This window comes from Aeromonas sp. 160P (assembly GCF_055193095.1).
This window is the reverse complement of record NZ_JBUXKV010000001.1, coordinates 3,498,122-3,510,325: the sequence shown is the minus strand read 5'-3', so window position 1 is coordinate 3,510,325 and position 12,204 is coordinate 3,498,122. Positions and strand designations below refer to the sequence as shown.

Here is a 12,204-nt window from a genome sequence, read left to right as displayed (position 1 = left end):
CGTTAATGTGAATATCCGGCTCCTGGCTTTTTGGCCAGGAGCCTTTGTCGTCTTGAGAATGAGGCTTTTATGACTCCTGTAGTAGCCCTGGTGGGCCGCCCCAATGTGGGGAAATCCACCCTGTTTAACCGCTTGACCCGTACTCGGGATGCCTTGGTCGCCGATTTTCCCGGTCTGACCCGGGACCGTAAATACGGTCAGGCGAAGTTGGGCGAGCTGGAATTTATCGTGGTCGATACCGGTGGTATTGATGGCTCCGAAGAGGGGATCGAGCTGAAGATGGCCGAGCAATCCCTGCTGGCCATCGAAGAAGCCGATGTGGTGCTGTTTATGGTGGATGCCCGTGCCGGTATGACTGCGGCGGATCAAGCCATCGCTGAACACCTGCGCAAGACCCACAAGAAGGTGTTCCTGGTTGCTAACAAAACCGATGGCATCGACGGTGATTCCGCTGTGTCCGAGTTTTACGCCTTGGCGCTGGGTGATGTCTATCAAATCGCCGCTGCCCACGGTCGTGGTGTGCTGAGCCTGTTCGAGCTGGCGCTGGCTCCACACTTGGAAACCCTGGTCGACGCCGCTACCGATGAAGATGCGCAGGAAGAAGAGGAGGACTTCGACGAAGAAGCCCTGCTGCGCATGGTAGCTGCCGGTGATCTGGATACCAGAGAAGATACCAAAGAGACCCCGTTTGCCGACTTGCCGATCAAGTTTGCCATCGTCGGTCGCCCTAACGTCGGTAAATCGACCCTGACCAACCGTATGCTCGGCGAAGATCGGGTCATCGTTTATGACATGCCGGGCACCACCCGTGACTCCGTCTATATCCCGATGGAGCGTGACGAGCAGAAGTACGTCATTATCGACACCGCCGGTGTGCGTCGTCGTGGCAAGGTACACGAGACGGTGGAGAAGTTCTCCGTTATCAAGACCTTGAAAGCCATCGAAGATGCCAACGTCTGCCTGCTGGTGATCGACGCCCAGGAGACCATCACCGATCAGGATCTCAGCATCCTTGGCTTCGTGCTCCACTCAGGCCGCTCGGTGGTGTTGGTAGTCAACAAGTGGGACGGCCTGGATCAGAAAGTAAAAGAAGATGTAAAGAACGAGCTGGAACGTCGCTTGGGCTTTATCGACTTTGCCCGCGTCCACTTCATCTCCGCCCTGCATGGCAGCGGTGTGGGCCACCTGTTTGAGTCGATTCAGGAGGCGTACCAGTCGGCGACCCGTCGTACCAGTACCGCCATGTTGACCCGCATCATGCAGATGGCGCAGGAAGATCACCAGCCACCGATGGTTAACGGTCGCCGCGTCAAGCTCAAATATGCTCACGCCGGTGGTTACAACCCGCCGCGTATCGTGATCCACGGTAACCAGCTGAACGACTTGCCCGATTCGTACAAGCGTTACCTGATCAACTACTTCCGCAAGTCCCTCAAGATCATGGGTACTCCGATCCGGGTTGAATTCCAGGAATCGGCCAACCCGTTTGAAGGCAGAAAAAATACCATGACCCTGAGTCAGGAACGGCAGCGTAAACGCCTGCTGAAGATGAAGAAATAAGCCCTGGCGGCTGCCCTCACCGGCAGCCGCTTTGTTATTCCCCCTGCAGTGGCGTTAGGTCCGGCGGGGAGGGGAACCCGCCATGGGCAAGCCCATCGCAGGTTCACTTTATGAGGAGTCGACAATGGAAGCCCTGCTTTGCCCATCATGCCAGGCTGAACTGGATGCCCGTAGCAAGGAGCAAACTTGTGGCCAGTGTCAGGCCCATGTTCGCGTCACAGCCAGCTGCCCCACCTGCCAGCAGGCGCTGGAGCGTCTCCAGGCATGCGGAGCGGTGGATTACTTCTGCAACCACTGCAACTCGCTGGTATCCAAGCGGACGGTACAGTTCAAGGCTGCGCTGGTGTAAGACGTTAGTCAGGTGACAATGAAGATAAAAAACCCGGCTAATGCCGGGTTTATGCTGTTGGTTCTGCAATAAGCAAGGTATATGAACGATTTCTGCGCCACAGGTTGCGCTTGATGTCATTAAGCTTGAGTTTACGTCTGGGGCTCCAGCCGCTCTTTGCTTTTCTGACCAGACTGATTTTTCTACGTTTTTGCATCTTGGTCTCCTCCCAATCGGGTGGCCATCCTGGCCATGGGTCATTGATGGAGCCCATCAGAAATTGCTGTTATTGAAAATATCAAGATGATGAAAACAATGCGATTTCGGATAGGCTCCGATGTAATCAGATGGTAACAGAGAAGTTTGCCTGAAAATAGCCGAATAATGGCTGGTTAGCTCATGGTGATCTGGCGCACCACCTCGGCGATGACGGTGGGGCGCTCGGCAATTTCCGGCTCGCTGTCGTTGTCGAGACGTTCACGCTGATGGGCTTTCTGCTGTTCGTTATCGAGCCACAGCAGGCTCTGGTAGTACTGGCGCACGTTATTGACATAGTTGCGCGCCTCGCTGCCACGGGCGTAGCCATAACGCACCTTGCGATGCCAGCGTGCTTGTTGCAGCAGCGGCAGCACCTCTTTTACATCGCTCCAGGCATCGGGATTCTTGCCCAGCTCTTTGGTCAGGCGGCGAGCATCCATCATGTGGCCGTAACCTATGTTGTAGGCGGTGAGCGCAAACCACACTTTCTCGTCATCGGGCACCGAATCGGGCACCTTCTCCATCATCTGTTGCAGATAGAGGGAGCCCCCCTTGATGCTCTGTTCCGGATGAAGTCGGTTATTGACCCCCATGGCCTTGGCGGTCGGTTCGGTCAGCATCATCATGCCGCGCACGCCGGTGTAGGAGCGGGCCTGCGGGTCCCAGTGGGACTCCTGATAGCTGATGGCGGCCAGCAGGCGCCAGTCGATATTCTTGGCGTGGGTCTGGAACAGCGACTGGTACTTGGGCAGCAGGCTCTTGGCCCGCTTGAGGAAGGTGCGGGTATCGACAAAGTCGAAGTTCTGCACGTGGCCGAAGTACTTCTCGTCCAGCTTGGCGATGGCACCATCCATGAAGCGCTGACCGAAGAAGTCGATGACGCTGGCATAGAGGCTGTCATCGGGCAGCTTGCTCATGGCCCAGGCGACGGTCTGCTTCTGGGCCAGGGTCAGCCCCTCGGTCAGTTCGGGGTAGTAGCGCTGGGTACGTGCCAGCACGGTATCCTGCACCACTGTGTAGTCAATCTTGCCATCCACCACCTGCTTGAGCAGCTCCTCCACATCGGCGTTGTGGCTGGTGCCCCACGTCAGTTCGGGATTTTCCTTGCTCATCTCTTTGAGTAGATCTTCACCGGTGGAGCCGGCGGCCACCACCAGCTTGCCCTTGATATCGTTCAACGAGGCAGGCTTGGGTTTGCCATTGCGATAGACCAGCTTGGGGGAGACTTGATAAAAGCCCGGGCCGAAGCGAAGCAGCTCGCGCCGCTCGGGGGTGACCATGATGGCGGCAGCCGCCAGATCGAGCTTGCCCTTTTTCAGCAGAGCGACCAGTTCGTCAGTGGTATCGACCGGGATGATGGTGAGCTTCACCCCCAACCAGTCGGCATAGTTTTGCGCCAGCTCGTAATCGAACCCCTGGGCGAGCTCATCACGCTGGTAATAAGAGGTGGGACCATAGATGGTGCCAACCCGGATCTCGCCACGCTGGCGGATCTGCTCCAGCTGGCTGGAGGGGCTATAGAAGTCGCAGCCGACTAGCGTCAGCGTCAACAGCAACCCGATAAACAGTCGAAAAATGCATCGCAAGTAGGTGAGTACCTTTGTTGAAAAAATCGGCATTTGTCAAAAAAGAGGCACCTTTATACCAGAGAGTGTGCGCCGAGTCACACAGCATGAAATGAGAAAAACGTTTGTCCGCTGTGAGCCAGATCCCTATAATACGCGCGTCTCAATTCCCCCCCACTTTAAAACTAGGTGAGAAAGGTTATATGGATATCTTGCGTGGTGCCCCAGCGCTGTCTGATTTTCGTGTCCAAAAACTGCTGCAGCGCTTAGCGCAGATTGCGGCAAAAAGTGAACTGGAAAGTGGAAAAGAGAGTGGATTAGAGATAGAGGATGTCTATGCCGAATATGTGCACTTTGCCGAGCTGACGAGCCCCCTGTCGCCCCCCGAGCGAGCGAGGTTGGGCCAGCTCCTGCACTCTGGTGCACAACATGGCCCGACTATCCCCGCACATACCCCCAGCGGTCAGCTGTTTCTTGTTACCCCCCGTCCCGGCACTATCTCCCCCTGGTCTTCCAAAGCAACCGACATCGCCCACAACTGCGGCATGACCAAGGTCAAGCGGCTGGAGCGAGGCATTGCCTATTACCTGACTATCAAAGGTGGTCAGGGTGAGCTGAGTGCTGCCCAGCGCAGCGCCATTGCCGCAGAGCTCCATGATCGGATGATGGAAGTGGTGTTTGCCGAGATGGAAGCGGCGAGCGCGCTGTTTGCTCACCACGAGCCGCGCGCCTTCACCCAGGTCGATGTACTGGGTGGTGGTCGCGCTGCGCTGGCCGAAGCCAACGTAGCGTTGGGTCTGGCGCTGGCCGATGACGAAATCGACTATCTGGTGGAGAACTTCACCAAACTTGACCGTAACCCTAACGACATCGAGCTTTACATGTTTGCCCAGGCAAACTCCGAGCACTGTCGTCACAAGATTTTCAATGCCGACTGGACCATCGACGGTGAGCAACAGCCCAAGTCGCTGTTCAAGATGATCAAAAACACCTTTGAGCAGACGCCAGATCATGTCCTCTCTGCTTATAAAGACAACGCCGCCGTGATGGAAGGCAGTCAGGGTGGCCGTTTCTTCCCGAGCCCCGCCAATGGTGAGTATCAATACCACCAGGAGCGGGTCGACATCCTGATGAAGGTGGAGACCCACAACCACCCGACCGCCATCTCCCCCTTCCCGGGGGCCGCTACCGGCTCCGGCGGCGAGATCCGCGACGAGGGTGCCACCGGCCGTGGTGCCAAGCCCAAAGCGGGTCTGGTCGGTTTCTCTGTCTCCAACCTGCGCATCCCCGGCTTCGAGCAGCCCTGGGAGCAGGATTTCGGCAAGCCGAGCCGCATCGTCAGCGCCTTTGACATCATGCAGGAAGGTCCCCTCGGTGGCGCCGCGTTTAACAACGAGTTCGGCCGTCCGGCGATTCTTGGTTACTTCCGTACCTTCGAAGAGGAGGTGCCGAGTCACAACGGCGTTGAGGTGCGTGGCTACCACAAGCCAATCATGCTGGCGGGCGGCATCGGCAACATCCGCAGCGAACACGTTCAGAAAGGGGAGATCCCGGTGGGCGCTGCGCTGATCGTGCTGGGCGGTCCGGCGATGAATATCGGTCTGGGTGGCGGTGCGGCATCAAGCATGGCCTCCGGTCAGTCGGCCGAAGATCTCGATTTTGCCTCGGTACAGCGCGACAACCCCGAGATGGAGCGCCGTTGCCAGGAGGTGATCGATCGCTGCTGGCAGATGGGGGAGGCGAACCCTATCGTCTTTATTCATGACGTAGGTGCGGGCGGTCTTTCCAACGCCATGCCAGAGCTGGTCAACGATGGCGAGCGTGGCGGCCGCTTTGATTTGCGCGCCATCCAGAGCGACGAGCCGGGCATGAGCCCGCTGGAGATCTGGTGCAACGAATCCCAGGAGCGTTACGTGCTGGCGGTGGCGCAGGAGCAGTTACCCCTGTTCAAGGCACTGTGCGAGCGCGAGCGCGCCCCTTATGCCGTGATCGGCACTGCCACCGAAGAGAAACATCTGACGCTGTCGGATGCACATTTTGACAACCAGCCCATCGACCTGCCGCTGGACGTGCTGCTGGGCAAGGCGCCCAAGATGCACCGCGACGTGGTAACCCTGCCTGCCCAAGGCAAGGCGCTCCAGCTCGATGGCATCACTTTGAGTGACGCAGCCGAGCGGGTTCTGCGCCTGCCGACCGTGGCGGAGAAATCTTTCCTGATCACCATCGGCGATCGCAGCGTGACCGGTCTGGTTAACCGCGACCAGATGGTTGGCCCTTGGCAGATCCCGGTGGCCGATTGCGCCGTCACCGCCGCTACCTACGATAGCTATCACGGCGAAGCCATGTCGATGGGCGAGCGCACCCCGGTGGCGCTGCTCTCTCATGCGGCCTCTGCCCGCATGGCGGTAGCCGAGGCCCTGACCAACCTGGCACCGGCCCACATTGGATCGCTCAAGCGGGTCAAGCTCTCTGCCAACTGGATGTCCGCTGCCGGTCATCCGGGGGAAGACGCCGGTCTCTATGAGGCGGTCAAGGCGGTTGGCGAGCAGCTCTGTCCGGCCCTTGGTATCACCATTCCGGTCGGTAAGGACTCCATGTCCATGAAGACCCGCTGGCAGCAGGATGGCAAGGAGCAAAGCGTCACCTCGCCACTCTCCCTGCTGATCACCGCCTTTGCCCGGGTGGAAGATGTGCGCAACACAGTGACTCCACAGCTGCGTACCGATCTGGGTGAAACAGACCTTATCCTGATTGACCTTGGCAACGGCAAGCAGCGCCTCGGTGCTTCCGCCCTGGCGCAGGTCTATCGCCAGCTGGGTGACAAGGCGCCGGATCTCGACAATCCGGTGCAGCTCAAGGGCTTCTTCAACGCCATTCAGGCGCTGGTGGCAGACGGTAAACTGATCGCCTATCACGACCGCTCCGATGGTGGCCTGTTCGTCACCCTGACCGAGATGGCGTTTGCCGGTCACTGCGGCCTCGACATCCAGCTCGATCGCATCGGCGGCGAACTGCTGCCGGCGCTGTTCAACGAGGAGCTGGGTGCCGTCATTCAGGTACGCCGTGAAGATAAAGAGGCGGTGATGACCCTGTTGGCCGGTCACGGTCTGGCGGCCTGCTCCCATGTGCTCGGCACAGTGCGCGAGGGGGATCTCATCACCTTGCAGCGTGCGGGTCAGGAGCTCTATCGCGCCAGCCGTACCGCGCTGCGCACCATTTGGGGTGAAACCAGCTGGCAGATGCAGCGTCTGCGTGACAACCCGGCGTGTGCGGATCAAGAGCACGCCGCCCGTCAGGACGCCACCGATCCGGGTCTGCATGCCCAGCTCAGCTACAACCCGTCTGAGGACGTGGCGGCGCCCTATATCGCCCGCGGGGTATCCCCCCGTCTGGCGGTACTGCGCGAGCAGGGGGTCAACTCCCACGTGGAGATGGCGGCGGCGTTCGATCGTGCCGGTTTTGCGGCAGTGGACGTCCATATGAGCGATATTCTCTCCGGTCGCATCAAGCTGGAGGAGTTCCAGAGCCTGGTGGCCTGTGGCGGCTTCTCTTACGGTGACGTGCTGGGCGCCGGTGAAGGCTGGGCCAAGTCCATCCTGTTCAACGATAACGCCCGCGCGCAGTTCCAGCGCTTCTTCGAGCGTGGCGATACCCTCTCTCTGGGGGTGTGCAACGGTTGCCAGATGATGTCCAACCTGCGGGATCTCATCCCGGGCGCCGATCTGTGGCCGCGCTTTGTGCGTAACCACTCCGAGCGTTTCGAGGCGCGCTTCAGTCTGGTGCAGGTGCAGGAGTCACCCTCTGCCTTCTTCGCCGGTATGGCAGGCTCCGTGATGCCGATTGCCGTCTCCCACGGGGAAGGGCGCGTCGAGGTGCGCGATGCCGCTCACCTGAGTGCACTGCAGGCCAGTGGTCTGGTGGGGCTGCGCTTTGTCGATAACCGCGGTAGCGTGACCGAGCAATACCCGGCCAATCCGAACGGTTCGCCGGATGGTATCACTGCGGTGACCACCACCGATGGCCGCGCCACCATCATGATGCCGCACCCGGAGCGGGTGTTCCGCACCGTGGCCAACTCCTGGCACCCGGACAACTGGGGCGAGGATGGTGCCTGGATGCGGATGTTCCGTAACGCCCGGGTCCGCTTGGGTTAATACGGATTACGCAAGAGAGTAAAAACAGAAACCGGCCAATTGGCCGGTTTTTTGATCTGCGGCGTTACGGCTTGCCGAGCGGTTGGGGGATAAAGTCCCCCCGGTCGAGGATCCGCAGACAGGCATCCACCACATCCGCATCGAGCTGGTGGCCGCGCATCTGGACGATCTGCTCCCGTGCCTGGGGAATGCCAAGGGCGGCGCGGTAGGGGCGATCCGATGACATGGATTCGACGATATCGGCGACGGTGAGGATGCGGGCCTCCTGCAGGATCTCATCCCCCTTGAGCCCCTGTGGGTAGCCGGAGCCATCGAGATATTCATGGTGCTGGTGGATCATTTGGGCGATGGGCCAGGGGAAGTCGATATCCTTGAGCACCAGATAGCCGATAGCCGGGTGCTCCTTGACCAGCTCGAACTCGAGCGGTGTCAGGCGATCCGGTTTGGTGAGGATCTCGGCGGGCACCTGGATCTTGCCGATATCGTGCACCATGGCCCCCAGATAGAGTCCCCGCAGCTGCCTTTCTGCCAGCCGGAGCTCCCTACCGATAGCCTGCGCCAGCCGGGCAACATGTTTCTGATGACCCGCCGTGTAGGGATCGCGCTGCTCCAGCACGGCGGCGATGGCCCCCAGTGCATCTTCCAGTGCCAGCTCCAGTTGGCGGGCGTGGAGGATCTTCTCCTGCTGCGAGTGCAGGTAGGCCTGCTGGGTATGGCGCGCTTGCAGGCCGTAGGCGAGGTAGTCGGTCAACTGGATGAAGAGCTGCTCCTCCTCCTGACTGAACAGCCGTTGCTGGTCGCTGTGAATGAGCAGTGCCCCCGGCTGTTCTCCCTGCAGTAGCAGGGGGATCAGCAGGTGGGAGTAAAGTGGGTGGCGTCTGTGCTGCTGCGGCTCATGGCAGATGATCTGATTGAGGCTGCGTTGGTGGAGGATGGCCGGTCCGAGGGCATCATCGGTCAACCACAGTGCCTGCTCTGAGGCGTCGGCACTGCCTGCCCGCGCCACGACCCGGGGTGGTTGGCCGGGATCCGGGGAACTCTGCAGCACCGCCACCAACGGAAAGCGGTCGTCGAAGGCGATTGCATCACAAATATCTTGCAGCAGCAGATGTTCATCGCCCGGTTTGAGCAAGGCGTGATGGGCGCGACTGATCGCTTGCTGGGTCCAGCGGTACTGCTGCAGCTTCTCCTGTTGCCACTTCTGTTCGGTAATGTCTTCAAAGAAGATGCCGACCCCCACGATCGCCCCCGCTTTGTCGCGCAGGGGAAACTTGGTGGTGCTGAGCCAGCGGGACTCTCTGCCCTTGAGATAGGGTTCTTCGATGTGCTGATGTATGCCTTCGCGCATCACCCGAGTGTCATCCTCCCGATAGCGTCGCACCAGTTCGGGCGGAAAAAAATCGCTGTCACTCTTGCCGACCAATGCCTCGGGAGTCAGGGCCAGATCATCGGCCAGCAGGCGGTTGCCGGCGAGGTAGATGAAGCGAGTGTCCTTGAGCAGCACCCGGTAGGGGAGCTGGTCCATCACCTGAGTCAGCAACATGGCCGATGAGGGGAGGGCATCTGGCAGGTGATGGCGGGATGAATAGGGGGTGAGCAGTTCAGACATATTATCCCGCCTTGTGCATGACCTGGCTGATGGAGGGGCTGAAGCCGTAGCCGGTCTGCCACAGCTGGATGCAGGTATTGACGACCTGTTCATCGTAACGGATCCCGGCATAGCGGGTCAGTTCGGCAAAGGCGTCGCTCAGGGGCATGGCGCGGCGAAACGGGCGATGGGCCGTCATGGCGATCAGTGAGTCCGCCACCCGGATAATGCGCGCCTCCAGGGTGATGGCGTTGCCTGTCAGCCCCATCGGGTATCCGCTGCCGTCAAGGTTCTCATGGTGTTGCAACACTATGGTGGCGATGGGCCAGGGGAAGTCGATCTGAGTGAGGATGTCATGACCTGCTTGCGGATGCTGCTTGATCAGCTCGAATTCCAACGGCCGCAGTTCACGGGGGCGGGTGATGATCTCGGTGGGGGTCTGCAGCAGGCCGATATTGTGCACCATGGCGGCTAGCCCCAGCCCATCGAGCTGCTCCTGACGCAGCTGCATGGCCTGCCCGATGGCCAGCGCCAGATCATGCACTCTCTGCTCATGGCCTGCGCTGTTGCGATCCTTGTGAGAGATGGCGCTGGCGAGGGCGCTGATGGCCTGGAACAGCAGGTCACGCTGGTGGCGTTCGCTCTCTTTAAGGCGGGTGATATCGACCAGGGTGCCGATGATGCCCGCGATCATCCCCTGATGGTCGTAGAAGAGATCCTTGAAACAGATGACGTTATAGCGCATGCCATTGCGATCGTGCAGTTGCAGTTCAAAGCACTGGGGCTGGTGGTTTCGCAGTAATTCGGTTTCCCGTATGGAGTACTCCTCCGCCATGCCGACGGGCAGCAATTCATGGGTCCGCTTGCCGAGTAGCGACTCTTTGCTGATCCCGATTACCTGACTGAAGGCCGGATTGCAGCCCAGAAAACGCCCCTCGATATCCTTGTAGAACACCGGGATCGGGATGGCTTTGAGCAGGGATTGGTTGAAGTGCTGCAGATCTTTCAATTCGGCTTGCTGGCGCTGGGCGAGCAGTTCGCTGTCTTTGCACAACTGAATGGTGCGCGCCAGATTGCCGAGCACCGGGCTGAACAGATGGCAGACGGGCACCAGTTGCTGCTGTGGCTGGGGGGCGAGCAACAAGATGAGATAGCCCCCGTCGACCCTGAGGCGATAGGCAAAGCGGTAAGAACGGCTACCCGGCAGCGGGATCGTCTGCTGCAGCAGGCAGCGCGCCTCCTCGCTGACCCAAGCAGGCAGGGTCAGGGTGGTGCCGGTATGCTGGCACAACTGCTCGTCGCCAATCGCCTTGAGCAGGGTGTATCCCTCCGGTTTTTGTTGCAAGACCACGCCAACCGGTGTGGCGCAGTGGTACATGAAACGCTGCAATACCTTGGTAAGCAGGGCGTCCAGCGTCACTTCGCGCCCGATACAGAGCGCCAGATCGCACACAATCGCCATGGCGTGATCGTTATTCATACCAATGCCCCGTTGCAGAGAATGGCGCCGTTATGAAACTGGGGATAATCCCCACTGCGGATGCTGCCAATTTCACCCAGTGAGAGTGCGCCTGCCAGCTCGCCCGCGCCCGAGTCGCTCAGCAGGGTGCGCAACTCGGTCACGGTTTGCTGGCCGAAGTGCAGCTGGCGCCCTGCGCAGTAGTAAACCTCCAGCAGATGCGCCCGGGTGAGGGCCTGCTGCTGGCAGAGGCGTCGGGCCAGTGAGCAGGCATGATCGGTGGCACTCTCCGGCGCTTTCAGCAGCGTGAGGATGCTGTGCTCGGATACTTCGCTCGAGCAGACCAGGGCACCCTCATCCGTCACATCGAACGGGATCCTGACAATCACATCCCCATTGGCAAGGAGCAGGCCAAGGGGCATGTGTACCGCGAAGTGGTAGAGCTCCTCGTGCGTCAGCGTGTGCTGGAACTGCTGGCGGATCAGCTCCTGATAGGTGTGAAAAGCCGGTTGCCAGTCGATGTAGGTGATGGTGTTGGCGCCGCTGCCGGTCGCCAGCATCGGTTGGGCCGAGAGTTGATAGCCATGCTCCAGAAAGGGAAAGCTGTTGTTTGGCAGCAGCGTGCAGGTCACCCCGTAGGCAAGTAGCCGCTGGTTGTCGAACAGACAGGCAAGGGGGGTGAAGTGGCCGCTGCCCGCATTGGTGCCGGCATAGTTGACGCGATTGGCCAGCTGCAGATAAAGCGCATCCAGAATGGAGGCAATATTGGGGATGAGGTTGTCGAAGGTCAGAAACAGGGTGGGTGGCGGCGAGAGGGCTGGCCAGGTGGCCAGCATGCTTGCCACCTGATCTGTGATCAGTCGGGCCAGCTGTACTGCATCCCCCTCTGGTGGCAGCGGTATCAAGGTTGCCTGATAGGGTTCCGGTCTGGGCAGTAACCATGCCCCCTGTGGTAGCAATCCTTGCGCGCCGAGCAGCTGGGGGAAAATGGCGCCATCGAGGGTGATCTCAAGGTCGCTGCACAACTGCTGCAGCAGCGCGACCTGCGCACAATCCTGTTCAGCCAGCAGTATGGTCAGCTTGCGGCCTTGCAAGGGAGCAAGCGTGGCGGCCAGTTCTGTCGGGTTAAATTGGCAAACGTAATGTTGCTTCATCAATCTGAACTCCATTCCAGAATCTGATGATTATATCAACATGAGATTCATAAGGATATTGTTAATCCCTGTGACTGTGACTGTGACTGTAACTGAACGCCAACTCGGGTGACCGGGACTCTCCTGTCGCAGGGTGAT

Annotated in this window: 8 protein-coding genes; 3 read left to right on the top strand and 5 right to left on the bottom strand. The window is 59.6% G+C overall.

Annotated elements, in window-relative coordinates; all coding sequences use genetic code 11:
* The first annotated feature begins 69 nt into the window (after nucleotides 1-69).
* On the top strand, nucleotides 70-1,560 hold the full coding sequence (gene der, locus ACY8FN_RS16295) for a ribosome biogenesis GTPase Der (RefSeq protein ID WP_068979372.1): 1,491 nt from the start codon (nucleotides 70-72) through the stop codon (nucleotides 1,558-1,560).
* A gap of 124 nt (nucleotides 1,561-1,684) precedes the next feature.
* Nucleotides 1,685-1,909, top strand: coding sequence for a zinc ribbon domain-containing protein (locus tag ACY8FN_RS16290; RefSeq protein WP_101316578.1), 225 nt, complete (start codon nucleotides 1,685-1,687; stop codon nucleotides 1,907-1,909).
* Between the two features lie 49 nt (nucleotides 1,910-1,958).
* Here the strand turns inward: ACY8FN_RS16290 and ACY8FN_RS16285 are convergent, their stop codons facing one another.
* Entirely contained in the window at nucleotides 1,959-2,105 is a 147-nt protein-coding gene (locus ACY8FN_RS16285; protein WP_162850107.1) for a hypothetical protein, read from the bottom strand.
* Between the two features lie 175 nt (nucleotides 2,106-2,280).
* Nucleotides 2,281-3,765: a membrane-bound lytic murein transglycosylase MltF gene (mltF, locus tag ACY8FN_RS16280; protein WP_463100598.1), complete on the bottom strand. Its 1,485-nt coding sequence runs from the start codon at nucleotides 3,763-3,765 to the stop codon at nucleotides 2,281-2,283.
* 149 nt (nucleotides 3,766-3,914) lie between these two features.
* Between mltF and purL the strand changes: the two genes are divergently transcribed.
* Entirely contained in the window at nucleotides 3,915-7,865 is a 3,951-nt protein-coding gene (gene purL / locus ACY8FN_RS16275; RefSeq protein WP_463100597.1) for a phosphoribosylformylglycinamidine synthase, read from the top strand.
* 64 nt (nucleotides 7,866-7,929) lie between these two features.
* Here the strand turns inward: purL and ACY8FN_RS16270 are convergent, their stop codons facing one another.
* From ACY8FN_RS16270 to ACY8FN_RS16260, 3 genes are read right to left on the bottom strand one after another with little or no spacing between them, the layout of a single operon-like run.
* The gene (locus ACY8FN_RS16270; RefSeq protein WP_463100596.1) at nucleotides 7,930-9,474 is read right to left on the bottom strand and encodes an HD domain-containing phosphohydrolase; all 1,545 of its coding nucleotides are present in this window, start codon (nucleotides 9,472-9,474) and stop codon (nucleotides 7,930-7,932) included.
* Nucleotide 9,475: 1 nt separating this feature from the next.
* A complete protein-coding gene (locus ACY8FN_RS16265) occupies nucleotides 9,476-10,933 on the bottom strand; it encodes an HD domain-containing phosphohydrolase (RefSeq protein WP_463100595.1) in 1,458 nt (485 codons plus the stop codon).
* On the bottom strand, nucleotides 10,930-12,066 hold the full coding sequence (locus tag ACY8FN_RS16260; protein WP_463100594.1) for an FIST C-terminal domain-containing protein: 1,137 nt from the start codon (nucleotides 12,064-12,066) through the stop codon (nucleotides 10,930-10,932). Before ACY8FN_RS16260 ends, ACY8FN_RS16265 begins: the two co-directional genes overlap by 4 nt.
* Between the last annotated feature and the right edge of the window lie 138 nt (nucleotides 12,067-12,204).

Coding starts and splice junctions, on each gene's coding strand:
- ACY8FN_RS16260 (WP_463100594.1), bottom strand. CDS start 12,066: ATGAAGCAACATTACGTTTGCCAATTTAACCCGACAGAACTGGCCGCC.
- ACY8FN_RS16290 (WP_101316578.1), top strand. CDS start 1,685: ATGGAAGCCCTGCTTTGCCCATCATGCCAGGCTGAACTGGATGCCCGT.
- mltF (WP_463100598.1), bottom strand. CDS start 3,765: ATGCCGATTTTTTCAACAAAGGTACTCACCTACTTGCGATGCATTTTT.
- purL (WP_463100597.1), top strand. CDS start 3,915: ATGGATATCTTGCGTGGTGCCCCAGCGCTGTCTGATTTTCGTGTCCAA.
- ACY8FN_RS16265 (WP_463100595.1), bottom strand. CDS start 10,933: ATGAATAACGATCACGCCATGGCGATTGTGTGCGATCTGGCGCTCTGT.
- ACY8FN_RS16270 (WP_463100596.1), bottom strand. CDS start 9,474: ATGTCTGAACTGCTCACCCCCTATTCATCCCGCCATCACCTGCCAGAT.
- ACY8FN_RS16285 (WP_162850107.1), bottom strand. CDS start 2,105: ATGCAAAAACGTAGAAAAATCAGTCTGGTCAGAAAAGCAAAGAGCGGC.
- der (WP_068979372.1), top strand. CDS start 70: ATGACTCCTGTAGTAGCCCTGGTGGGCCGCCCCAATGTGGGGAAATCC.